The sequence below is a fragment of the Streptomyces sp. NPDC000410 genome, from assembly GCF_040300305.1.
Lineage (GTDB): Bacteria > Actinomycetota > Actinomycetes > Streptomycetales > Streptomycetaceae > Streptomyces.
This window is the reverse complement of record NZ_JBEPDM010000006.1, coordinates 90822-113799: the sequence shown is the minus strand read 5'-3', so window position 1 is coordinate 113799 and position 22978 is coordinate 90822. Positions and strand designations below refer to the sequence as shown.

26 protein-coding genes are annotated in these 22978 nt (G+C 71.5%); 14 read left to right on the top strand and 12 right to left on the bottom strand.

All coding sequences use genetic code 11. From position 1 onward, the window contains the following. Positions 1–126 precede the first annotated feature (126 nt). Entirely contained in the window at positions 127–687 is a 561-nt protein-coding gene (locus ABT342_RS10390; RefSeq protein WP_351569957.1) for a flavin reductase family protein, read from the bottom strand. Positions 688–895: 208 nt separating this feature from the next. Continuing rightward, positions 896–1225 carry a TlpA family protein disulfide reductase gene (locus tag ABT342_RS10385; RefSeq protein WP_351569954.1) on the bottom strand — a complete coding sequence of 110 codons (330 nt, stop codon included), beginning with the start codon at positions 1223–1225 and terminating at the stop codon, positions 896–898. A 202-nt stretch (positions 1226–1427) separates the two neighbouring features. Here ABT342_RS10385 and ABT342_RS10380 point away from each other — a divergent pair, with 202 nt between their 5' ends. Beyond that, positions 1428–2153, top strand: a complete 726-nt coding sequence (locus tag ABT342_RS10380; RefSeq protein ID WP_351569951.1) for a lysophospholipid acyltransferase family protein — start codon at positions 1428–1430, stop codon at positions 2151–2153. 183 nt (positions 2154–2336) lie between these two features. On the opposite strand, the gene ABT342_RS10375 is transcribed toward ABT342_RS10380, so the two are convergent. The 6 genes from ABT342_RS10375 to ABT342_RS10350 all read right to left on the bottom strand — a co-directional run bounded on the left by ABT342_RS10375 (position 2337) and on the right by ABT342_RS10350 (position 8556). Continuing rightward, the gene (locus ABT342_RS10375) at positions 2337–3029 is read right to left on the bottom strand and encodes a B3/B4 domain-containing protein (RefSeq protein WP_351569948.1); all 693 of its coding nucleotides are present in this window, start codon (positions 3027–3029) and stop codon (positions 2337–2339) included. Positions 3030–3123: 94 nt separating this feature from the next. Further along, a complete protein-coding gene (locus tag ABT342_RS10370; RefSeq protein WP_502965506.1) occupies positions 3124–4194 on the bottom strand; it encodes a threonine aldolase family protein in 1071 nt (356 codons plus the stop codon). Then, a complete protein-coding gene (locus ABT342_RS10365; protein WP_351570344.1) occupies positions 4191–4946 on the bottom strand; it encodes an SDR family NAD(P)-dependent oxidoreductase in 756 nt (251 codons plus the stop codon). The genes ABT342_RS10370 and ABT342_RS10365 overlap by 4 nt, the downstream gene beginning before the upstream one ends. Positions 4947–4972: 26 nt before the next feature. Next, positions 4973–6358 (bottom strand): DUF6421 family protein, encoded by a 1386-nt coding sequence (locus ABT342_RS10360; RefSeq protein ID WP_351569942.1) that lies wholly within the window; start codon positions 6356–6358, stop codon positions 4973–4975. Positions 6359–6439: 81 nt separating this feature from the next. After that, entirely contained in the window at positions 6440–7426 is a 987-nt protein-coding gene (locus ABT342_RS10355) for an alpha/beta hydrolase (protein WP_351569939.1), read from the bottom strand. After that, positions 7423–8556, bottom strand: a complete 1134-nt coding sequence (locus ABT342_RS10350; protein ID WP_351569936.1) for an LLM class flavin-dependent oxidoreductase — start codon at positions 8554–8556, stop codon at positions 7423–7425. The genes ABT342_RS10355 and ABT342_RS10350 overlap by 4 nt, the downstream gene beginning before the upstream one ends. 57 nt (positions 8557–8613) lie before the next feature. On the opposite strand from ABT342_RS10350, the gene ABT342_RS10345 reads away from it, so the two are divergent. Both ABT342_RS10345 and ABT342_RS10340 read left to right on the top strand, forming a co-directional pair. Beyond that, a complete protein-coding gene (locus tag ABT342_RS10345) occupies positions 8614–9252 on the top strand; it encodes a PadR family transcriptional regulator (protein ID WP_351569933.1) in 639 nt (212 codons plus the stop codon). A 238-nt stretch (positions 9253–9490) separates the two neighbouring features. After that, positions 9491–10174 carry a glycerophosphodiester phosphodiesterase gene (locus tag ABT342_RS10340; RefSeq protein WP_351569930.1) on the top strand — a complete coding sequence of 228 codons (684 nt, stop codon included), beginning with the start codon at positions 9491–9493 and terminating at the stop codon, positions 10172–10174. Positions 10175–10281: 107 nt separating this feature from the next. On the opposite strand, the gene ABT342_RS10335 is transcribed toward ABT342_RS10340, so the two are convergent. After that, positions 10282–10833: a GNAT family N-acetyltransferase gene (locus ABT342_RS10335; protein ID WP_351570341.1), complete on the bottom strand. Its 552-nt coding sequence runs from the start codon at positions 10831–10833 to the stop codon at positions 10282–10284. A 46-nt stretch (positions 10834–10879) separates the two neighbouring features. Here ABT342_RS10335 and ABT342_RS10330 point away from each other — a divergent pair, with 46 nt between their 5' ends. The 6 genes from ABT342_RS10330 to ABT342_RS10305 all read left to right on the top strand — a co-directional run bounded on the left by ABT342_RS10330 (position 10880) and on the right by ABT342_RS10305 (position 15310). After that, positions 10880–11266 carry a VOC family protein gene (locus ABT342_RS10330; protein WP_351569927.1) on the top strand — a complete coding sequence of 129 codons (387 nt, stop codon included), beginning with the start codon at positions 10880–10882 and terminating at the stop codon, positions 11264–11266. 118 nt (positions 11267–11384) lie between these two features. Further along, entirely contained in the window at positions 11385–12005 is a 621-nt protein-coding gene (locus ABT342_RS10325; protein ID WP_351569925.1) for a DUF5134 domain-containing protein, read from the top strand. Between the two features lie 85 nt (positions 12006–12090). Beyond that, on the top strand, positions 12091–13026 hold the full coding sequence (locus ABT342_RS10320) for a M56 family metallopeptidase (RefSeq protein ID WP_351569922.1): 936 nt from the start codon (positions 12091–12093) through the stop codon (positions 13024–13026). 33 nt (positions 13027–13059) lie between these two features. Beyond that, positions 13060–13737 carry a phosphatase PAP2 family protein gene (locus tag ABT342_RS10315; RefSeq protein WP_351569919.1) on the top strand — a complete coding sequence of 226 codons (678 nt, stop codon included), beginning with the start codon at positions 13060–13062 and terminating at the stop codon, positions 13735–13737. Positions 13738–13755: 18 nt separating this feature from the next. Beyond that, positions 13756–14454, top strand: a complete 699-nt coding sequence (locus ABT342_RS10310; RefSeq protein WP_351569916.1) for an HAD family hydrolase — start codon at positions 13756–13758, stop codon at positions 14452–14454. Between the two features lie 187 nt (positions 14455–14641). Then, a complete protein-coding gene (locus ABT342_RS10305) occupies positions 14642–15310 on the top strand; it encodes a TetR/AcrR family transcriptional regulator (RefSeq protein WP_351569913.1) in 669 nt (222 codons plus the stop codon). Here ABT342_RS10305 and ABT342_RS10300 read toward each other — a convergent pair. Next, entirely contained in the window at positions 15283–16797 is a 1515-nt protein-coding gene (locus ABT342_RS10300) for an LVIVD repeat-containing protein (protein ID WP_351569910.1), read from the bottom strand. The two genes, ABT342_RS10305 and ABT342_RS10300, sit on opposite strands and share 28 nt — an antisense overlap. Positions 16798–16973: 176 nt before the next feature. On the opposite strand from ABT342_RS10300, the gene ABT342_RS10295 reads away from it, so the two are divergent. Further along, positions 16974–17648 carry a DUF305 domain-containing protein gene (locus tag ABT342_RS10295; RefSeq protein WP_502965503.1) on the top strand — a complete coding sequence of 225 codons (675 nt, stop codon included), beginning with the start codon at positions 16974–16976 and terminating at the stop codon, positions 17646–17648. Between the two features lie 61 nt (positions 17649–17709). Continuing rightward, positions 17710–19071, top strand: a complete 1362-nt coding sequence (locus ABT342_RS10290) for an FAD-dependent oxidoreductase (RefSeq protein ID WP_351569904.1) — start codon at positions 17710–17712, stop codon at positions 19069–19071. 26 nt (positions 19072–19097) lie between these two features. On the opposite strand, the gene ABT342_RS10285 is transcribed toward ABT342_RS10290, so the two are convergent. Both ABT342_RS10285 and ABT342_RS10280 read right to left on the bottom strand, forming a co-directional pair. Beyond that, positions 19098–19484 (bottom strand): ArsR/SmtB family transcription factor, encoded by a 387-nt coding sequence (locus ABT342_RS10285; RefSeq protein ID WP_502965502.1) that lies wholly within the window; start codon positions 19482–19484, stop codon positions 19098–19100. 47 nt (positions 19485–19531) lie between these two features. Then, positions 19532–19945 carry an organic hydroperoxide resistance protein gene (locus tag ABT342_RS10280; protein ID WP_351569898.1) on the bottom strand — a complete coding sequence of 138 codons (414 nt, stop codon included), beginning with the start codon at positions 19943–19945 and terminating at the stop codon, positions 19532–19534. Positions 19946–20069: 124 nt separating this feature from the next. Here ABT342_RS10280 and ABT342_RS10275 point away from each other — a divergent pair, with 124 nt between their 5' ends. From ABT342_RS10275 to ABT342_RS10265, 3 genes are all read left to right on the top strand, one after another. Further along, complete coding sequence (locus ABT342_RS10275; RefSeq protein ID WP_351569895.1) at positions 20070–20567, top strand: MarR family winged helix-turn-helix transcriptional regulator; 498 nt, start codon at positions 20070–20072, stop codon at positions 20565–20567. Positions 20568–20661: 94 nt separating this feature from the next. After that, positions 20662–21756 carry an NADH:flavin oxidoreductase/NADH oxidase gene (locus tag ABT342_RS10270; RefSeq protein WP_351569892.1) on the top strand — a complete coding sequence of 365 codons (1095 nt, stop codon included), beginning with the start codon at positions 20662–20664 and terminating at the stop codon, positions 21754–21756. A gap of 122 nt (positions 21757–21878) precedes the next feature. Continuing rightward, entirely contained in the window at positions 21879–22964 is a 1086-nt protein-coding gene (locus tag ABT342_RS10265; RefSeq protein WP_351569889.1) for a WD40/YVTN/BNR-like repeat-containing protein, read from the top strand. Positions 22965–22978 lie beyond the last annotated feature (14 nt).

The window sequence follows — 22978 nt, the reverse complement described above, 5'->3', positions numbered from 1 at the left end:
GGCGGGGTTTCCGGTCGGGGCGACCGGCGCTCCGAACGAAATATTACTCGTCAGTACAGCTGGTACGTACCCCGTAAGCAAGCGCTTGGAACTGTGACGTTGACAACGCTGCGTAACCAGAACCTCTCAGTCCCTCAGCGCGTTGAAACGTCCCTGGTGATAGAGGAGCGGACGGCCGTCCCCGGCCGGGTCCCCGGCAACGGCCTCGGCGATGACGATGCGATGGTCCCCGGCGGGCACCCGGGCGACGACGCGGCAGACCAGCCAGGCCAGTACGCCGTCCAGGACCGGCACTCCCCACGGCCCGCTACGCCATCGGGTGGGCGGGGCGAAGCGGTCGGCGCCGCTGCGGGCGAAGGTGGCGGCCAGTTCCCGCTGGTGCTCGCCGAGCACATGGACGCCGACGTACGACGCCTCCGAGACGACCGGCCAGCTGGATGACGAGGTGCCGATGCCGAACGAGATCAGCGGGGGCTCGGCCGCGACCGAGCTGAGCGAGGTGGCGGTGAAGCCGACGGGGCGGTCCCCCTGGGCGGTGATGACCGCGACACCCGCCGCGTGCTGCCGGAAGACGGAGCGCAGGAGGTCGGGAGTGGCCGGCCGTGGGGCGCCGAGGCCGGGGCCGGGAGCGGCCGACTGGTGGGGAATGGCCGGCCGATCGGCGGCGAGGTCGGGCGAAGCCGTCATGGAGTTGTCCTTCTGCGAGGGATACGAACGGGTCCGTGGCTGCTCAGACGCCCGGACAGCGCGCGCTCGCATGACGGGCCAGGTCCACATGGACCCGGCCGAAGAGAAGGAATCGTGAGGGCACGCCGTCAGACTGACGATCGTTGGCCCGTGCAGTCAAGCCGTATCGGCGAGATGCGAGCGGCGTCACGGACTTGCCACTTCCCGGTCACAGCGCTGCTGCCAGCGCCGCGATCACATCGGCCTTGCGGGGCTGCCCCGACGCCCTGCGCACGATCCGGCCGCCCGCGTCCAGCACGAGCACCGTGGGCGTTCTCACGATGCCCAGCTCGCGCACGAGCGGGAGGCGCTCCTCCGCGTCTATCTCCAGGTGCGCCACCCCGCCGATCATGCCCGCCACATCGGCGAGGACGCGCCTGGTCGCCCGGCACGGCTGACAGAAGGCGCTGGAGAACTGCACGAGCGTGGCCCGCTCCCCCAGCTCCGCACCCAGCTCGGCAGCCCCGAGCCTCTCGAGCCTCTCGGCATGTTCGTTCATCGTCCGGGTACAGCGCCCCGGACGGGCGCCGAAATTCCGCCAGGTGACTCGACGTGACGAGAATCTCGCCGTGCGACGCGCCCAGGACTGGCCGTTACGGCGCACATGGGGCACCATCTGCCCAATGCCGAAAACCTACGGCTGCGTAACTTCCACCGGGCGAACCCTCCCCCGGGGCAAGTAAGGAAGGGTCTCCCCACAGATGGCAGAGCTCGTCTATCGGCCGGTCATCGGCGCCGCCCTCACGCTGTTCAAGGCGCTGGACCTGAAGATCGACACTCAGGGGTCGGAGAACATTCCGCGCTCCGGCGGTGCGGTGCTGGTGAGCAATCACATCGGCTACCTCGACTTCATCTTCTCCGGCCTGGCGGCGCTGCCGCAGAAGCGGCTGGTCCGCTTCATGGCGAAGGAGTCCGTGTTCCGGCACCGGGTCTCGGGTCCGCTGATGCGCGGCATGAAGCACATTCCGGTGGACCGCAAGCAGGGCGAGACGGCCTACGCGCACGCGCTCGACTCGCTGCGCTCCGGCGAGATCATCGGCGTGTTCCCGGAGGCCACGATCTCCCAGTCGTTCACGCTGAAGAGCTTCAAGTCGGGCGCCGCGCGCCTCGCGCAGGAGGCCGGCGTGCCGCTGATCCCGGTGGCGCTGTGGGGCACGCAGCGGCTGTGGACCAAGGGCCGCCCGAAGAACCTCAAGCGCAGCCACATCCCGGTGACCATCCGGGTCGGCGAGCCGATGGAGGCGCCCACCGACCAGTACGCGGGTGCGATCACGCGGCGGCTGCGCGAGCGGGTGCAGGAGCTGCTGGAGGCGGCGCAGCGCGCCTATCCCGTACGCCCCAAGGACGCCGGCGACACCTGGTGGGTGCCCGCGCACCTCGGGGGTACGGCTCCGACCGCGGCCGAGGTCCGCGAGGCCGGCGCCTGAGCGCTCCGCTGGAAGTCCGGTGCGATACCTGCGGGTGCGTCGTGGCTGGTCGCGCCACGCGGCGGAGCCGCGCATCGATACAGCCCCGCGCCCCTTCGGGGCGCCGCCGAACCGCACCGGACTTCGCCGAGCCCGCTGAGGGCCCGTCCGGTGGATCAGGCCCTGGGGGCCGCCGGCGGGGCATCACTCCGGGGTGCGGACGGTGATCAGCGCCCCGGGGCTGAGCTTCTCCAGCGACTCGGCGAGTTCGGCCCCCGCCGCCTCCAGCTCTCCGCGCGTCATCGGCGCGAGGCTCTCCAGCAGGAAGATCGCGTTCACCGACTCCTCGGTGAGCCGGGTGCGCGGGCCCTGACGCCAGTTCCAGCGGCGGCAGGTGACGCCCTCGTCGTCGCACCAGACGATCTCGCCGGGCTCCGGGTGCTCCACGGCGGCCTCGCCGCCCGCGACGGTGACGAACGGCTCGTCACCGGTGGCCCGTACCAGGCGCATCGCCCCCTCGACGAGGTCGGCGTCCTCGCCGCCGACCGGGATCAGATGGGCCACGCTGATCGCGTTGTACGCGTCCACGAGCAGGTTGATGCGGGGCAGTCCGGCCCCGGACAGCGCGCGCTTGGCGAGCGCCTCGGCGGAGTTGCGCGTACGGGACGGCTTGGCGCCGAAGGCGCTGTACGCCTCGCGCCACGCGGCCATGTGCGCGTCCTCGTGCGGGGCACGGCCCCCGAGCCGCTCGGCCAGCCGGTCCGCGGCATCGTCGAGCAGCGCCGCACTCGCTTCATTGCTGGGGCCGTTGACCAGGCCACGGGCCTCGATGGCCAGATGGGTGAATCCGGGCACGAGGGCACGCACCTCGTCGGACACGGTGAGCTTCAGGGTCATCGTCTGCCTTGCCTCAGCGCTTCCCAGCGCGACGGAAGTGGACCGCGCAGTGCACTCTACTGCGCCACGCGGTCCACTCCACTAACCCTTGGCGCTACCTGGTCATTTCTTCCTTCAGCGCCTGGAGGAAGGCGTCCACGTCGTCCTCGGTGGTGTCGAAGGAGCACATCCACCGGACGTCGCCGGCCGCCTCGTCCCAGAAGTAGAAGCGGAAGCGCTGCTGCAGCCGCCTGCTCACCTCGTGCGGAAGGCGCGCGAAGACCGCGTTGGCCTGGACCGGGTAGAGGATCTCCACCCCGTCCACCGACCGCACGCCGTCGGCGAGCCGCCGCGCCATGGCGTTGGAGTGCCGGGCGTTGCGCAGCCACAGGTCCTTGGCGAGCAGCGCCTCCAGCTGGACGGAGACGAAGCGCATCTTGGACGCGAGCTGCATGGAGAGCTTGCGCAGATGCTTCATATGGCTGACGGCGTCCGGGTTGAGGACGACGACGGCCTCGCCGAAGAGCATCCCGTTCTTGGTGCCGCCGTACGAGAGGACGTCCACGCCGACCGCGTTGGTGAACGCGCGCATCGGCACGTCCAGCGACGCGGCGGCGTTGGCTATCCGGGCGCCGTCGAGGTGCACCTTCATTCCGAGGCCGTGCGCGTGCTCGACGATCGCGCGGATCTCGTCCACCGTGTAGACCGTGCCCAGCTCGGTGTTCTGGGTGATCGAGACGACCTGCGGCATGGCGCGGTGCTCGTCCTCCCAGCCCCACGCCTGCCGGTCGATCAGCTCGGGCGTGAGCTTCCCGTCCGGCGTCGGTACGGTCAGCAGCTTGAGGCCGCCCATCCGCTCGGGCGCGCCGCCCTCGTCCACGTTGATGTGCGCGGTCTCGGCACACACCACCGCGCCCCAGCGGTCCGTCAGCGCCTGGAGCGCGACGACGTTGGCTCCCGTTCCGTTGAAGACCGGGAAGGCCTCGGCGGACGAGCCGAAATGGCTGTGCATGATCCGCTGTAGATGGTCCGTGTACGCGTCCTCGCCGTAGGAGACGTCGTGGCCTCCGTTGGCGACGGCGAGCGCGGCCAGCACTTCCGGATGCGCGCCCGCGTAGTTGTCGCTGGCGAAGCCCCGGACGGCGGGGTCGTGGTGCCTGCGGGCATCGGTCTTCGAGGGGATCACGGCTTGGGGGTCAGCCACAGACGCTGTCCATTCACTTCCGAGGCGGGCCGGTCCCAGACTCCGGCAATGGCCTCGGCCAGTTCCTTGGCGTCCGTGAAGCCCGCGAACTTCGCATTCGGGCGCTCGGCGCGCATGGCGTCGTGCACCAGTGCCTTGATGATCAGGATGGCGGCCGCGGCGTTCGGGCCCTGATCGCCTCCAGCCTTGCGGAACGCGTCGGCGAGCGCCAGGGTCCAGGCCTCGGCGGCCGCCTTGGCCGCGGCGTACGCGGCGTTGCCCTCGGTGGGCTTGCTGGCACCGGACTGGCTGACCAGCACATAGCGTCCCTTGTCGCTGCGCCTGAGCGCCTCGTGGAAGGCGAGCGAGGTGTGCTGGACCGTGCGGATCAGCAGTTTCTCCAGCAGGTTCCAGTCGGCCAGGTCGGTCTCGGCGAAGGTCGCGCTGCCGCGCCAGCCGCCGACGAGATGGACCAGGCCGTCGATCCGGCCGAACTCCTTCTCGGTCTGGGCGGCCCATTCGCGGGTGGCGTTCAGGTCGAGCAGGTCGACCGTGTCTCCGGTGACGGTCGCGCCGCCGTGCGCGTACCGGGCGGCGTCGACGGCTTCGGCGAGACGCTCGGTGTCCGCGTCGGCCGCCACGACGGTCGCTCCGGCCTCGGCGAGGCGCAGCAGCGTCGCACGGCCCGCCGGGCCGGCGGCACCGGCCACCGCGATCACGGCACCGTCCAGCACCCCGTTGTTGTTCAGGTTCATCTTGGTGGTCTCCTCCGTACGAGAGCTCACGCGGCGGCGCCCGCGGTGATCCCCTTGGTGGAGGCGATCACGTCCTTGAGCTTCTTGGAGAGCGCCTCATAGAACATGCTGAGCGGAAACTCGTCCGGAAGCACGTCGTCCACGAGCTTGCGCGGCGGCAGGGAGAGGTCCAGGGCGTCCGGGCCCTTGGCCCAGCGCGAGCCCGGGTGCGGCGCGAGGTAGGTGGAGACCAGGTCGTACGCCTTGAACCAGTGGACGAGCTTCGGGCGGTCGATGCCCTCGCGGTACAGGGTCTCGATCTCGGCGCAGAGCTGGTTGGTGACCTGCGGGGCCCGGTCCCAGTCGATCTTCAGCGTGTTGTCGGTCCAGCGGACGACATCGTGCTTGTGGAGGTACGCGAAGAGCAGCTGGCCGCCGAGGCCGTCGTAGTTGCGCACCCGGTCGCCGGTGAGGGGGAAGCGGAACATCCGGTCGAACAGCACCGCGTACTGGACGTCGCGGCCGTGCGCGTTGCCCTCGGCCTCCAGCTTCACGGCCTCCTTGAAGGCGGTGAGGTCGCAGCGCAGCTCCTCCAGGCCGTACATCCAGAACGGCTGGCGCTGCTTGATCATGAACGGGTCGAAGGGCAGGTCGCCGCGGCTGTGGGTGCGGTCGTGGACCATGTCCCAGAGCACGAAGGCCTTCTCGCAGCGCTCCTGGTCGTGGACCATCGCGGCGATGTCCTCGGGAAGCTCGACGCCGAGGGTCTCCACGGCCGCCTCGGTGACGCGGCGGAAGCGGGCGGCCTCGCGGTCGCAGAAGATGCCGCCCCAGCTGAACCGCTCGGGGGCCTCGCGCACGGCTATGGTCTCCGGGAAGAGCACGGCCGAGTTGGTGTCGTAGCCCGCGGTGAAGTCCTCGAAGGTGATGCCGCAGAAGAGCGGGTTGTCGTAGCGGGTGGCCTCCAGCTCGGCGAGCCACTCCGGCCAGACCATGCGCAGGACGACCGCTTCGAAGTTGCGGTCGGGGTTGCCGTTCTGCGTGTACATCGGGAAGACGACCAGGTGCTGGAGGCCGTCCACGCGGTTCGCGGCGGGCTGGAAGGCGAGCAGCGAGTCCAGGAAGTCGGGCACGCCGAAGCCGCCGTCCGCCCACTTCTTCAGGTCGCCGACGAGCGCACGGTGGTACGGGGCGTCGTGCGGCAGCAGCGGGGAGAGCTCCTCGACCGCCGAGGTCAGCTGCTCGACCGCGTAGGCGGCCGTGGCGGGCACCGGGGCGTCCTCGGCGTCGAAGTCGATCGAGCCGTCCTTGGACTGCCAGGGCCTGATGTCCTCGACGGCACTCTTGAGCGTCAGCCAGGCGGGGTGCTCGACCACCCGCACGGCAGTAGTGATGTCCCTGCCGGCAGCGTCCTGCACAAGAATTTCCGTCATGTCACTTCCTCCACGGGAGAACCTCGCGTCAAGACACCGTATCCATGCGAGGTTCTTCCGTACAAGTGCGACCGTGGGAAATTATCCTGCGCAACCCCCTTGGTCACCGCAGATTTTGCTGTCACGTACGGCTGTTGAGGCGATAGCTGTGGCCAGTCCGTCCAGTGCGCGACGGGCGTCAGGGAGTGCACCGCTCAGTGACAGAAAGCCATGGAACATCTGCGGAAAGTGTCCCTCGCTCACCCGGACCCCCGCATCCCGCAGCCGCGCGGCGTACGCCCGGCCCTCGTCGCAGAGGGGATCGCAGCCGGCCGTGACGATGTGCGCGGGCGGCAGACCGTGCGGGCGGGCCCGCAGCGGCGAGACGAGCGGGTCGAGCGGATCGCCGTCCGGGCCGAGGTACTGGGCCCAGAACCACCTCAGGTGGGCGGCGGTGAGGTAGTAGCCGCGCGCGTTCCTCCGGTACGAGCCGGTGTCCATGGCGGCGTCCGTGGCCGGGTAGACCAGCGCCTGGAGTGCGAGCGCGGGGCCACCCCGCTCCCTCGCCAGCAGGGCGCAGCCGGCGGCCAGCGTGCCGCCGGAGCTGTCTCCCGCCACGACCAGCGCCGCCGGGTCGCCGCCGAGCTCCCCGACGTGGAACGCGGCCCAGCGCAGGGCCGCGTACGCGTCCTGGAGCGGGGCGGGGAAGCGTGCCTCGGGGGCGAGCCGGTAGCCGACGGAGACGATCACGGCCCCCGCGGCGGCGCACAGGGTGCGGCAGGTCCGCTCGTACGTGTCGAGGCCGCACAGGGTGAAGCCCCCGCCGTGCAGGAAGACGACGGTGGGACACGACGCGGCCCGGGACACGGGCTCGTAGATCCGTACCGGGACGTCCGGTGCGCCCGGCGGACCGGGGACCGTCCGGTCCGTCACGGCGCCGACCGGCGGCAGCGGCGCGGGCGGGACCGGGGCGGCGGCGAGGATGCGCCGGGCCTCGACGGCGTCGGTGACCGTGCCGCCGACATCGGGGAAGACGGCGCTCATCGCGTCCACGTACGGGCGGGCTTCGGGCGCGAGGCGATCGGTCATCCCCGGGCCTCCTCGCGCGCGAAGTGCGGGATGACCTTCTCGCCCCACTGCCGCAGCGTCTCCAGGCAGGCCTCCTGCGGCACCGTGCCCATCTGGATCAGGCACATGATCTCGTCGGCACCCGCGTCGCGCAGCCGCTCCACGTAGGCGATCGCGTCGTCCGCGGTGCCGTAGGCGTGGTCGGCGTTGAAGGTGGCGGTGGAGGTGGGACGCACGGGGATGTCGTGCTCGTGCAGACGGGCGACGACCTGCTCGGCGGCCCTGCGCATCTCGGCGGCCTCGTCCGCCCCCTCGCCCACCGCCTCGTCGGGTATGCCCGCGCCGCCGTACCAGTGCCCGATGGACTGGGCGAAGAACCGCTGCCCGCGGATGCCGACGCGCCGCGCCTCCTCCCGGTCGTCCAGCACGATCGTCGGACAGAGGACGGAGAAGTGGTCGTTGACCTCGGTGGAGACGAAGCGGGAGCCGTCGCGGGCGGCGACGGCGGCGTCGTACGCGGTACGCATCCCGGCGATCGCCTCGGGCCCGGCGAAGCCCATGACCAGGGCACCGATGCCGAGATCCGCGGCCTGGGTGAGGGTCTCGGTGCGGCTGCAGGCGAGGAAGAGCGGCGGATGCGGCAGCTGGCGGGGGCGGGGCAGGATCGGATGCGGATCGATCCTGATCAGCTCGCCGTGGTACTCGAGCTCGTCCTCCTGCCAGGCCTTGCCGATGATCCGCAGCGCTTCCTCCACCTCCCGCGTCGTCCGGCTCTTGTCGACGCCGCACAACGAGGTCTCCTGGTCGGTGCCGCCACGTCCGGCCCCGAGGTCGAGCCGCCCGCCGGAGAGCAGGTCGAGCATCGCGGCCCGCTCGGCGACCCGGGCGGGATGGTTGAAGTTGAAGGGCATGCAGACGACGCCGTGCCCGACGCGGATGGTCGTGGTCTTCGCCGCCACCCAGGTGAGAAAGATCTCGGGGGCGGACATGTGGGCGTACCACTTGAGAGAGTGGTGCTCGACGGCCCAGATCCGGTCGAAGCCCATCTGCTCGGCGAGTACGGCCTGTTCGACGCAGTCGCGGATGACCTGGTGCTCGCGTTCGACGGTGGGATCGGCGAGCTGGGCCTCGAAAATGACGGAGAACTGCATGACGGGGCCTCCCAGGGGGCTTGCGTCCTGTGCGCTGCCGTTATTTCAATTCGCTATATGACTAGTCGTCAGGTCCCGAAGAAGCAAGACGTACGACAGCACCCGTCCGGAGCGGAGCTTCCCGCGACGGCCTGGGCCGTGCTCGGGCTGCTCTCGTTCCCCGGTGAGCGCACCGGTTACGAGCTGAAGAAGTGGGCGGACGCCTCCCTGCGGTTCTTCTACTGGTCCCCGGCCATCAGCCAGATCTACGCGGAGCTGCGCCGCCTGGAGGGCCTCGGTTACGTCACCTCGCAGCGCTCGGGCCCCGAGGAGCCCCGCGCCAAGCGGCGGTACGCGATCACCGAGGCGGGCCGCACGGCACTCGCGGAGTGGGCCGGTGGCGGCGGGGACGCGGGGCCGCCCGTCCTCAAGCACCCCCTGGTGCTGCGGGTCTGGCTCGGCCATCTGGCGGCGCCGGAACGGCTGCGCGCGCTCGTCGGTGACCACATCGACCGCACGGAGGCGGAGCTCGCGGAGGTGCGGGCCGCACTCGCACGGGCCGAAGGCGTGGACGAGTGGGCGCATCCGCAGGTGGCGCTGCGCTGGAGCGAGCGGCACCACCTCGCCGAGCTGGAGCTGGCACAGGCGCTGCTGCACGATCTGGACCGGCTCGAGCAGCGGCGTCAAGGCCCGGGGGACGCGCCCACGGACGAGTGATCCGATCCGCCGCCCCAACGCCGGAACCGCCCGTTCCCACGGGCCTGGCGGCCTGCTGCACGACCCGTTACACCTTGGAGGTGGGCCATTAGGCTGCGGCCGTGCCGCGCGGGGCGAGCGAGCCGAAGGGGCGCGCGGGCGTCGACGCACTTCCCCCTAGGACTTCGTCCTGGGAGGACCCCAAGAAGCGCCCCGGAGGCGAGCCGAGCCCCAAAAATACGACGGAAGCGAGAAGATCTTGAGTTTCCTCACCATCGGTCATCGCGGAGTCATGGGTGTCGAGCCGGAGAACACCCTCCGTTCCTTCGTCCGCGCCGAGCGCGTCGGCATGGACGCCATCGAGCTGGATCTTCATCTGAGCAAGGACGGCGCCCTGGTCGTCATGCACGACGCGGAGGTGGACCGGACGACCGACGGGACCGGCCCGATCGCCGACAAGACCCTCGCCGAGCTGCGGGAGCTCGACGCCGGTCAGGGCGAGCGCGTCCCTGTCTTCGAGGAGGTCCTGGACGCGGTGGGCGCGCCGCTCCAGGCGGAGATCAAGGACGTCGCCGCTGCGCGGGCGCTCGCCGCGGTGATGCGCAAGCGCGATCTCGTGGGGCGGGTGGAGGTCTCGTCCTTCCAGGACGAGGCGATCGCGGAGATCACCTCGCTGGTCCCGGGCGTACGCACGGCTCTGATCGCGAGCCGCTGGGGCAGCGACATCGTGGACCGGGCGCGGGCGGTGGGCGCCGCCACCCTCGCGCTGAACATCCGCAGGCTCACGCTGGAGACCGTGGAGCACGCGCACGGCGAGGGCCTGAAGGTCATCGGCTGGGTGGTCAACACCCAGGACCATCTGCGGCTCGTGCGCGCGCTCGAACTGGACGGCGCGACCACCGACTTCCCGGAGATCCGCCGCACCGGCCGCTTCACGGCCTGACCGGCCCAGGGGGTGTCTTCTGGATCTTGCCGGGCTCGGCCTGATCCACAAGACACCCCCGAGGGCTTGTCTTCTGGATCAGCCCGGCAAGATCCGAAAGACAGGCCCTAGACGAGCTCCTTCACGAGCAGCTCGAACTGCAGGTCGTCGCGCTGCGGCAGGCCGAAGCGCTCGTCGCCGTACGGGAAGGGCGTCATCTTTCCCGTACGGCGGTAGCCACGCCGCTCGTACCAGGCGATCAGGTCGTCGCGTACGGAGATCACGGTCATGTGCATCTCGGACACGCCCCAGGAGGCGCGGGCGACGCGCTCGGCCTCGGCGATGATCCGCCGGCCGAGGCCGCCGCCCTGGAGTCCGGGGCGGACGGCGAACATGCCGAAGTAGGCGGCCTCGCCACGGTCCTCCAGCTGGCAGCAGGCGATCAGTTCACCCTCGCGCTCCACGGCGAGCAGCCTGCTCCCGTCCGCGGTGATGACGTCCCGCACACCGTCCGGGTCGGTCCGCTGCCCCCGGAGGATGTCCGCCTCCGTGGTCCAGCCGGCCCGGCTCGATTCCCCCCGGTAGGCGGACTCGATCAGCTCGACGAGCGCGTCCACATCGGCGTCGGTGGCGTCGCGGTAGGTCAGGCGGGCCTCGTCCCGCGGCGGGGCGGTGTCCATGGCGTGGATCTCCGATCTCTCCTGCGTGCCGTCTACTGTGCTGACCATGATGCACGTGCTCAGCAGCCGCACTCTGCTGCGTCCCACCGACCCCGAGCGGTCCCGGCGCTTCTACGAGGACGTACTCGGCCTGCAGATCTACCGCGAGTTCGGCACCGGGCCCGAGCGCGGGACGGTCTACTTCCTGGGCGGCGGATTTCTGGAGCTCTCCGGGCGCTCGGACACCCCGCCCGCGCCCGGCCTCGCGCTCTGGCTCCAGGTCTCCGACGTGAAGGCGGCGTACGGCCATGTGACGGCGCGCGGGGCGACGGTGGAGCGGCCGCCGCGCAAGGAGCCCTGGGGGCTGATCGAGATGTGGGTGAGCGATCCGGACGGGGTGCGCATCGCCGTCGTCGAGGTGCCCGAGGACCATCCGCTGCGTTACCGGCCCTGAACACCCCCGCCGCATACGAGCGCCCCGCGCACGCCTGTACGTACACCTGTGCGCTCGTATGCGCCGTGCCGGGCACGGGAATCCTCCACCCGACACCGTCGAGCGGGGGAGGTGCGCGGTGCACGGACCCGCGGGGCCCGGCTGGTTGCTCGTGGCGCTGTGCGCGGCGTCCGGCGCGTACTGCCTGCTGCGGGTGCGCAGCTGCGTGGGCGCGGCGCGCGCGGCGGCGCGCGGTGAGGCGGTGATGGGGCTCGGGATGGCCGCGATGGCCGTGCCGGCCGCCGTCGTACCGCCGCCGGCGTGGGCCTGGCTGCTGTACGCCGCCGTGTTCGGCGCGGCGGGGCTGCACGCCCTGTGGGCCGCGCGCGGGGGTGCGCTCAGGACTCCGGGAAGGACTCCGGGAAGGGCTACGGGATCGGCTGCGGGCGCGCCTGTGGGCGCGGCGCATCATCTGCATCATCTGGTCGGGTCGCTGGCCATGGTGTACATGGCGGTGGCGATGGCTCCGGGCGCCGACGGGGCGCACACGGGGCACGCCGGGCCCGGTGGAGTGCCGCTGCTCACCGGGGCGTTGCTCGTCTACTTCACCGTGTTCGTGCTGCGTGCGGGGGCCAGGCTGGTGCCGGTGGCCGGGCCCGCGGGCGGCGCGGCCGTGGCGTGGGGGGCGCGCCCGGAGCTGGCTCTGGCCTGCCGGTTGTCGATGGGGGTGGCCATGGTCGCCATGCTGCTCACGGTGTGAGACGCGGCCGGTGAAACCGTGGCGTACGTCACTTGCCGTGCGCGTCCATACCCGGGGGTAGCGCCGCGCTCATAGGGTGGAGACCATGATGGTCTCCCTCGCGCTGCTGTCGCTCGGCGCACTGGCCGCCGTCGTGGCCCCGCGGCTCATGTCGCGGGCCGACTGGCCGGAGCGCGAGCCGGTGGTGGCGTTGTGGGTGTGGCAGTGCGTGGTGGCGTCGGTGCTGTTGAGCTTCGCGCTCTCGATGACGCTCAGCGCGGCGGCGGCCTGGCAGGCGGTCCGGGGCCATGTGTTCGCGCCCGCGCCGCGCGCTGTGGTGGAGGCGTACGCCCTCGGCGCGTACGGGCCCTGGTCGGCGGTGCTGGCCGTGCTGCTGGCCTGCGGCGGGCTGTGGACGGGCGCGATGCTGACCCGGGAGATCCGCCGGGCGAGCGTACGGCGCAAGCGGCGGCGTGACGAACTCCTCGTGCGCTCCCCGGTGTTGCCGGGCGAGGACCCGGGCAGCGAGCCGCTGATCGTCCTGGAGGGTGAGCGACCGGACGCGTGGTGGATGCCGGGCGCGGCCCCGCAGCTGGTCATCACGACAGCCGCGCTGCGCCGCTTGAAGGGCCGTCAGCTCGACGCGGTGCTCGCCCATGAGCAGGGGCACGCGCGGGCCCGCCACGACTGGCTGCTGCACTGCTCGGCGGCGCTGGCCAACGGCTTTCCGCAGGTCCCGGTGTTCGCCGCGTTCCGCGACGAGATGCACCGACTGGTCGAACTGGCGGCCGACGATGTGGCCTCGCGCCGGTTCGGCCGGCTGACCATCGCGCTGGCGCTGGTCGAACTCAACGAGGACCGGGGCGTGTTCGGCCCGGGACCGGCTCCGGACGCCCAGCTGCCGCAGCGGGTGAACCGGCTGCTGGCCCCGGTTCCCCGGCTCACGCCGGCCCGCCGGCTGCGGCTGACGGCGGCGGCCGCGCTGGTCCCGGTCGTTCCTCTGCTCGTGGCGTTTGTGCCGGGACTGCGCGCCCTGGGATAGCCCGGGCCGCTCATGGTCGGCAAGATCTCCCTCATGCCCCCACCCACAGGTGCTCCCCGGCCGCGCAGTCCCCTCCCCTCCCCCGCGGGTACCGCCGCGGTGACGGCCGTGCTCTCGGCGCTGCTGCTGGTCCTGGTCGCGGTGAGGCTGGGACCGCTGGTGTCCTTCGACCGCGCGGTCGCGGACGGGCTGCACCGCTCCGCGCTCGCCGAGCCCGGGTTCACCCGGGTCAACCGGGTGTTCAGCGACTGGGTGTGGGACCCGTGGACGATGCGTCTGGTGGCGGCAGCGACCGTCGTCCTGCTGCTGTGGCGGGGCCTCGGTCTCCTCGCGGTGTGGGTGGCGGCGGCCAGCGCGCTGGGCACAGGCCTCCAGCAGGCGCTGAAGTCGCTGGTGGGCCGCGAGCGGCCGGTCTGGCCGGACCCGGTGGACTCCGCGCAGTACGCCGCGTTCCCGTCCGGGCACGCGATGACGGCGGCCGTCACCTGCGGGCTGCTGCTCTGGCTGCTGGGGCGGCGGGGCGTGGGGCCGCGCCTGTGGTGGGCGGCGGTGCTGTGTGCCGCCGTCTCGGTGCTCGGTGTGGGCTTCACCCGGGTCTATCTCGGGGTGCACTGGCCCACGGACGTGGTGGCCGGCTGGCTGCTCGGGGTCTGTCTGGTGGCGTGCGCGATCGCGTCGTACGGCCGGGTGGCCTTGAACCGGGAGGGCTGAGCCCGCGAGGATCGCCGTATGGCCATCAAAGGCGTGCTCTTCGACTTCTCAGGAACGCTCTTCCGGATCGAACCCGTCACGTCGTGGCTGCGGGCGGCCCTGGACGAGACGGGCGTATCGGTCGGCCGGGCCGACTTCGAACGGTACGCGCGCGAGCTGGACGCGGCCGGCGCCCTGCCCGGCGGGTCCACCCCGCAGGGGATCCCCCGGTCCCTGGCCGGGCTGTGGTCCACCCGGGACGAGGACGCGGCGGGGCACCGCGCCGCCTACACGGGGCTCGCCCGCCGCGTCGACCTGCCGGATCCACGGCTGTACGACGCGCTCTACGAGCGCCACATGGCGCCGTCGGCGTGGCGGCCGTACCCGGACGCGGCGGAGGTCCTGGGTGCGCTGCGGCGGCACGGGGCAGGTGTCGCGGTGGTGAGCAACATCGGCTGGGATCCCCGGCCGGTCTTCCGCGCGCACGGGCTCGACGCGTTCGTGGAGGCGTACGTGCTCTCGTACCGCCTCGGCGTCCAGAAGCCCGACCCCCGGCTGTTCCGGGCGGGCTGCGAGGCGCTGGGGCACGATCCGCGGGAGGTCCTGATGGTCGGTGACGACCGGCGCGCGGACGGCGGGGCGGCGGAGCTGGGCTGCGCCGTGCACTTCGTCGACCATCTGCCGGTGGAGGAGCGGCCGGAGGGGCTGCGTCCGGTGCTCGGGCTCGTCGGCGTGTGAGTCACCGCTCGCCGGCGTGTGAATCACCGCGCGCACAGCCCGGCACGGCGGGGAACGCCTCCTTGGCCGGGCGATCCCCCGCGTCGCCCGGACAAGTCGGCCACCCCCGCTGACCAGGCACGGAAGCGCCCCGCAGCGGGTCGCGCTGAGTATACTGGCCGAGAGCCAGTCAACGCAGGAGTCAAGCATGTCCCCCCGGAGCGCGTCGGTCAATGAAGAGCTCCGTCGCCGTTCGCGGGAGCGGCTGTTGCAGGCGACCGTGGAGCTCGTCGCGGAGCGGGGTTACGAGGCGACGACCCTCGCGGACATCGCGGACCGGGCGGGGTCGGCGCGGGGGCTGGTCTCGTACTACTTCGCCGGGAAGCGGCAGCTCTTCCAGTCGGCCGTGCACCGTCTGATGCATCTGACGCTCGAAGCGGCACTGGAGCGCGAGCCGCGCTCGGACGACGGCCGGGAGCGCCTCGCGCGGGCGATCGACGCGATCCTCGGGCTCGCCGTGGAGCGGCCGGTACTGATGCGCGCGCACATGGCGGGCATCCTGCAGGCGGAAGGTTTCGTGCAGTGCGGTGAGCAGCAGCGGCTGGCGTTCCTGCTGCGCGACACGATCGAGCGGTACGGGTCGACGAACCCCGACGCCGACTATCCGCTGCTGCGCGCGCTGCTGATGGGCGCGGTGGTCGCGGTGCTGCTGCCGGGAGCGCCGATGCCGCCGGCCCGGCTGCGGGCGGAGCTCTTCCAGCGGTACGGGCTGGACTGGGAGCTCGGCGTCCCGCCGGGCGGAGAGCCGCCCGGCGGGACGCGTCACGACGCGTGGACCGGTGACGCCGATCAGTCGTCGTCGAAGTCGTCGAAGTAGTCCGGCTGTGTCTGGACGTTGAGCTCGTCCATCCGGATCCGCTTCGCCGGGTCCGTGCGACGGTCGTCGAGCTTCAGCACGTCGAAGCCCTTGGCGATGTCGTTGGAGTAGATGTAGCCGTTGTAGTAGTAGGCCGACCAGGAGCCGCCGGTCGAGATCTGGGTGGCGGAGAGGGGACCGCGCTCGAAGTAGGCGATCTCCTTCGGCTTGGCGGAGTCGGTGAAGTCCCAGACCGAGACGCCGCCCTGGTACCAGGCCTGGACCATGAGGTCGCGGCCCTTGACCGGGATCAGCGAGCCGTTGTGGGCCACGCAGTTCTCGGTGTCCGCCTGGTGGCGGGGGATCTTGAAGTAGCTGCGGAAGACCAGCTTGCGCTTGTCGCCCTTGCCGACGATGTCGTAGATGCCGTCGGCGCCGCGGTTGGGTCCGATCGCCGCGTTGCAGGTGGCCGCGCCGCCGCCGCCGAGCTCGTCGGTGAAGACGACCTTGTTGGCCTTCTGGTTGAACGTCGCCGAGTGCCAGAACGCGAAGTTGACGTTGTCCTGGACCTGGTCGATGACCTTCGGGTTTTCGGGGTCCTCGATGTCGAACAGGATGCCGTCACCCATGCAGGCGCCCGCGGCGAGGTCCTTGGAGGGCAGCACGGTGATGTCGTGGCAGCCGGTCGTCTTGGAGACACCCGGGTTGGCGGGGGCGCCCGGGTTGCCGCCGCCGTCCGGGCCCTCGCCCGGGAAGAGCACCGGGAAACCGACGATCGCGGCCTTCTCGGGTGCCTTGCGCGGCACCTTGATGACGGTGATCCCGTCGTGCGGCGGCTGGCAGTCCGGGAAGGCGGCGTTCGGCGAGTACGAGGAGACGTACACGTACACGTTGCGGCGCTCGGGCACCAGGGTGTGGGTGTGCGAACCGCACGCGGTCTCGACGGCGGCGACGTACTTCGGGTTGCGCTTGTCGCTGATGTCGAAGATCTTCATGCCCTCCCAGGAGGACTTCTCCGTCGCCGGCTGCGTGGTGCTGGCGCAGGAGTTGTCGCTCCGCGAGGAGTCGGTCGAGAGGAAGAGCAGGTTCCCGGAGACCGAGACGTCGTTCTGCGATCCCGGACACAGGACCTGGGCGACGGTCTTCGGGGCCTTCGGGTCGCTGACGTCGAAGATTCGGAAACCGTCGTAATTGCCCGCGTAGGCGTACTTGCCCTGGAAGGCCAGATCGGAGTTGGTCCCCTGGAGGGCGTCCTTGGGGATGTTGGTCAGGTGCTCGATGTTGTCGCTGTGGACGACCTCGTCCACGCCGGGTATCTCACCGTTGGCTATCGCGGCCGCGGCGTCGGCCTTCTGCGCCGAGGAGACGGTCCCCTGGTTCGGGGCGTCTCCCGGGTCGGGCGTGGCGGCCGCGGGTCCGGCCGCCAGCAGTGTGGCCAGCAGACCGGCCGCGGCTGCCGCCACGACCGGACGTCTGCGCCGCACGCGGGTGGTGTGCAACGAGATCACTGCGTCCTCCCTTGTATCCGTTCGCAGTTGAACGGTTCACGGACCCCGGCAGTATCGTCCTTTGCATGCCCATTCCAACAGATGGAAACGGAGCTGTAATGAAAGATTTTGATCACTAGGCCTTCCAACCGTGCTAGTACGGTCACCGACGACCCCAAGTAGTGCAGGAGGTTGCTGTGTTGCCGCACCGTAGATCCCGTTCCGTCCGCGGGTACGCCGTCGCCGCCGCGACCGTCGCCGCCGTACTCGCCCTGGGTGCCTGCGAGTCGGGGTCCGGCACCAAGGCCGCGGCCGACGGCGGGCCCTCCGTGGTGGCGCCCGGCAAGCCGGGCGAGCCCGCGAAGACGCTGTCGGCCGAGGAGGCCAGGAAAGCGGCGCCGGACGACACTCCGAACTCGGCGGACTTCGGCTACACCCGGATGATGATCACGCACCACGGCCAGGCCCTGGAGATGACCGCCCTCGTGCCGGACCGGGCCGGCACGCCGCAGATCAAGCGGCTCGCGGAGCGGATCGCCGCCGCGCAGGCGCCCGAGATCGGTGCGATGCAGGGCTGGCTGAAAGCGCACGGCGGCGGGAGGCAGCAGGGCGGCCAGGGCGCGCACGACCACGGCGACGGCCACGGCGCGATGCCCGGGATGGCCACCAAGGAGCAGCTCGCCCAGCTGCGTGCCGCCAAGGGCAAGGCGTTCGACGAGTTGTTCCTCAAGCTGATGATCACCCATCACCAAGGGGCGCTGACGATGGCCGCGGACGTCCTCTCGGAGGGCAACAACGTCCTGGTGGAGGAAATGGCCAACGATGTGATCGCGCAGCAGACGGCGGAGATCAACCGGATGCGCGGGATGTGAGCCTCCCCGGCCGCCCCCGCTGGTGCCATGCTGGAAGCACCCTGCGGGAAGGAGCGCGGCCGTGCTTCGTGTCGCCGTTGTCGGATCCGGCCCGAGCGGGGTCTACACCGCTCAGGCCCTCGTCCAGCAGTCCCTGGTCCCCGATGTCCATGTCGACGTACTGGACCGGCTCCCCTGCCCCTTCGGGCTGGTGAGGTACGGAGTCGCGCCCGACCACGAGAAGATCAAGTCCCTGCAGAACAATCTCCGCGCCGTCCTGGAGGAGGAGCGGATCCGCTTCGTCGGCAATGTGGAGGTCGGGACGAGGGGGCTGGCGCCCGCCCGGCTGCGGGAGCTGTACCACGCGGTCGTCTACTGCGTCGGCGCCGCGAAGGACCGCAGGCTCGGTGTGCCCGGCGAGGACCTGCCCGGCAGCTACTCGGCCACCGACTTCGTGTCCTGGTACAGCGCCCATCCGGACGCCGCGGGCAACGGGTTCGCGCTCGCCGCCCGGTCCGCGGTGGTGATCGGCGTCGGCAACGTGGCCGTCGACGTCACCCGGATCCTCGCCCGCGGGGCGGCGGAGCTGCACCCGACCGACGTGCCGCACACCGCGCTCGGCGCGCTGGCGGACAGCCGGGTGCGCGAGGTGCACATGGTGGGCAGGCGGGGCCCCTCGCAGGCGAAGTTCACCACCAAGGAACTGCGGGAGCTCGGCGCGCTCCCGGACGCCGCGGTCGGCGTGGACCCGTCCGATCTGGAGCTGGACCCCGGGTACGCCGATCCGGCCGGTCTGCCCGCCGTGAACCGGCGCAATGTCGAGGTCGTACGGGCCTGGGCGGCGGCGTCCGGCACTCCACCCGGCCGTTCACGCCTCATCCGGCTGCGGTTCTTCCTGCGCCCGGTGGAGCTGCTGGCGGACGGCGGACGGGTCGGGGCCGTACGTTTCGAGCGGACCGCGCCCGACGGCACGGGTGGGGTGCGCGGCACCGGGACGTACGAGGACATCGAGGCACAGCTGGTGCTGCGGGCGGTCGGCTACCGCGGAGTCCCCCTGGACGGGCTGCCGTTCGACCCCCAGCGCGGGACGGTGCCCCACTCCGCGGGGCGGGTGCTGCGGGAGGGCGCGCCGTCGCCTGGCGAGTACGTGGCGGGCTGGATCAAGCGCGGGCCCACCGGGGTGATCGGCAGCAACCGGGCGTGCGCCAAGGAGACGGTGACGTCCCTGCTCGCGGACGCTCCCGAGCTGCTGTCGGCACACCGGATCGAGGGTGAACCACTCGCCCTGCTGCGGGAGTTGGGCCACCACCCGGTGGAGTGGCCCGGCTGGCTGGCGATCGAGCAGGCGGAATCGACCCTCGGCCGCTCCCTGGGCCGCCGCTCGGTCAAGATCCCGGACTGGGCGGGCCTGCTGTCGGCGGCGCGGGGGGAGGCGGTGGCGTAGGGGGTGGGGGCGCCCCCACCCCCGGGTCAGACCGCGCCCAGGCGCTCCGCCTCCGACCGCGCCGCGGCCAGGAGGCTGTCCAGGAGGCCCGGGTACAGCGCGTCCAGGTCCGCGCGGCGCAGGCCGTTCATCTTCGCCGTGCCCCGGTACACCTGCTCGATCACCCCGCTCTCGCGCAGCACCCGGAAGTGGTGCGTGGTCGTCGACTTGGTGACGGGCAGGGCGAAGTGGGAGCAGGACAGTTCTTCCCGCACCGCCGCCAGTTCGCGCACGATCCGCAGCCGCATCGGGTCGGCGAGCGCGTGGAGCACGCCCTCGAGACGGATCTCGTCACGCGTGGGATGCGCGAGCTCGCGGGGGTTGGTCGCGGTCGTCTCGGTGGTCACGGTGGCTCCACTTCTCGGGGCTTCCATGGTACGAGATCCGTCGTATTTTGACGCACCCCGTACGAGGCGGGCGACTACTCGACGATCAGCTCGACGGCGATGTTGCCCCGGGTCGCCTTGGAGTACGGGCACACCTGGTGGGCCTGCTTCACGAGCAGCTCGCCCTGCTCGCCCTCGAGCGCGGCGGGCAGCTCGATCCGCAGCGTGACCGCGAGGCCGAAGCCGCCGTCCTCGTCCTTGCCGATGCCGACCTCGGCGGTCACCGAGATCTCGCTCGTGTCGACCTTCGCCTGGCGCCCGACCAGGCCGAGGGCGCTCGCGAAGCACGCCGCGTAACCGGCCGCGAACAGCTGCTCGGGGTTGGTGCCCTCTCCGTTGCCGCCGAGGGCGGTCGGCGCGGCGAGCGGCAGGTCCAGGCGGCCGTCGGAGCTGACGGCGCGGCCCTCGCGGCCGTTGGCGGTGGCGACGGCGGTGTACAGCGCGTTCATGGGTTCCATCCCTCTGTCGATCGGTCCTGCTGGCAGTCCTGCCGTGGGCCGGACAGCAGTAACTACAGCACACAATTAAGTTGTGCACAACTCAATCGCCCAAGAGGTAGGTACGCTGGACCCCATGGAAACGACACCGGACGCCATGCCGAGCGAGGAGATCCTCCGCCTCGACCACCAGATCTGCTTCTCGCTGCACGCGGCCTCGCGCGCCTTCAACGGTGTCTACCGGGCGGTCCTGAAGGACCTGGAACTCACCTACCCGCAGTACCTGGTGATGCTGGTCCTCTGGGAGCACGGCGAGCTGCCCGTCAAAACGATCGGCACCCGCCTCCGCCTGGACTCGGGCACCCTTTCGCCGCTGCTCAAGCGCCTGGAGGCGACCGGCCACGTGGAGCGCCGGCGCAGCACCGAGGACGAGCGCTCCGTCACCGTACGGCCGACACCGAAGGGCGCGTCCCTGCGCGAACAGGCCGCCCTCGTCCCGCGCCGGATCGCCGCGGCTACCGGACTGACCCTGGAGGAGCTCGGCGACCTGCAGTCCCGGCTGGCCGCGCTCACGGCGAAGCTGGACGCCGCCGACCTGGACTTCGACCCGGCGGCGGGCTGCGGAGGCGCGTAGCGGAGCTTGGCCACTTGTACGAGAACCATCGTAGTTTGACATCTACCATACTACGACGAGTATCGTACGAGCATCCGCTTCAGCACCGCCCCGAATGGAGTCCGCCGTGAGCGTCGCCTTGTTCGAGCCGTACACCCTGCGTTCCCTGACCATCCCCAACCGCGTCTGGATGGCGCCGATGTGCCAGTACAGCGCGGAGGCGTTCGGTCCGAACGCCGGCGTCCCGCACGACTGGCACTTCGCCCACTACGCCGCTCGCGCCGCCGGCGGCACCGGGCTGATCCTGGCGGAGGCCACCGCGGTCTCCCCGGAGGGCCGGATCAGCCCCTACGACCTCGGCATCTGGAACGACACCCAGGTGGCGGCCTTCCGCAGGATCGTGCGCTTCCTCAAGGACCAGGGCACGGTCCCCGGCATCCAGCTCGCCCACGCCGGACGCAAGGCCTCCACGGACCGGCCCTGGAAGGGCGGCGGCCCGGTCGGCCCCGACGCACACGGCTGGCAGCCGGTCGCGCCCAGTCCGGTGCCGTTCGACGACGGCCACCCCGTGCCGGACGATCTGACCACGGATCAGATCGCCGACATCGTGGCCAAGTTCGCCGCCGCGGCGCGCCGCGCCCTGGACGCGGGCTTCGAGGTCGCCGAGGTCCACGGCGCGCACGGCTACCTGATCGGCGAGTTCCTCTCGCCGCACAGCAACCACCGCACGGACGAGTACGGAGGTTCGTTCGAGAACCGCACCCGGTTCGCTCTCGAAGTCGTCGACGCCGTACGGGCGGTGTGGCCGGACGAGCTGCCGCTCTTCTTCCGGATCTCGGCCACCGACTGGCTCGACGAGAACGGCTGGACCGCCGACGAAACGGTGCGCTTCGCCGCCCTCCTCAAGGAGCACGGCGTCGACCTGCTCGACGTCTCCAGCGGCGGCAACGCCCCGCGGGTGCGCATCCCGACCGGCCCCGGCTACCAGGTTCCGTTCGCCGCCCGGGTCCGGGCGGCGACGGGCCTGCCCGTCGCCGCCGTCGGCCTCATCACCGAACCCGAGCAGGCGCAGAAGATCGTCGCCAACGGCGAGGCCGACGCGGTCCTCCTCGGACGCGAGCTGCTGCGCAACCCGTCGTGGGCGAGGAGCGCGGCGCGTGAGCTGGGCGGCGAGATCCGGGTGCCGGACCAGTACCACCGCTCCGTCTGATCGTCCCGATCGCCTCACGCGGCCGGGCCGACCTGCGCAAAGGCCCGGCCCGGGGGCCGCTGTCAGTGGGCGGGTGCAGACTGGCCCGTATCCGCGACAACGGCGTCCTGGAGGTGTCGGCGATGACCGGCGTTCTGCTTGCTGTAGGCACACGCAAAGGGCTCTTCATCGGCCGCGGGCGCGGCGGCCGATGGGATTTCGACGGTCCGCACTTCAACGCGCAGGCGGTGTATTCGATCGGGATCGACACGCGCCGTCCGGTGCCACGGCTGCTCGTCGGAGGGGACAGCTCGCACTGGGGCCCTTCGGTGTTCCACTCCGAGGACATGGGGGCGAGCTGGATCGAGCCGAAGCGGCCCGCGGTCATGTTCCCCAAGGACACCGGCGCGTCCCTCGAGCGGGTCTGGCAGCTGCACCCGGCGGGCCCCGCGGCCCCGGACGTGGTGTACGCGGGGACGGAGCCCGCCGCGCTGTTCCGCTCCGAGGACGCCGGTGAGACGTTCGAGCTGGTGCGGCCGCTGTGGGAGCACCCGACCCGGTCGCAGTGGGAGCCGGGCGGCGGCGGCGAGGCCGTGCACACGGTGGTCACCGACCGGCGGGACGCCGACGCCGTGACGGTCGCCGTCTCCGCGGCCGGGGTGTTCCGCTCCCGCGACGGCGGCGCCGACTGGGCTCCGTCGAACCAGGGCGTGTCGGCGGTCTTCCTGCCCGATCCGCATCCCGAGTTCGGCCAGTGCGTCCACAAGATCGCGCAGGACGCGGACGATCCTGACCGGCTGTACCTCCAGAACCACTGGGGGGTGTACCGGAGCGACGACGCGGGCGCCCGGTGGACCGACATCGGCGACGGCCTCCCGTCCGACTTCGGGTTCACGGTCGCGGCGCACCCGCACCGGGCGGACACGGCGTACGTCTTCCCCATCAACGCCGACGAGGACCGGGTGCCCGCCGGCCGCCGCTGCCGGGTCTACCGGACGAGCGACGCGGGCGGCAGCTGGGAGCCGCTGTCGGACGGCCTGCCGGAGGGCGACCACTACGGCACGGTCCTGCGCGACGCACTGTGCACGGACGACGCCGACCCGGCGGGGGTGTACTTCGGCAACCGGAACGGCGAGTTGTTCGCGAGCGCCGACGACGGGGACAGCTGGCAGCAGCTCGCCGCGCATCTGCCGGACGTGCTCTGCGTCAGGGCGGCGGTGGTGGACTGAGCCAGTAGAGTGAC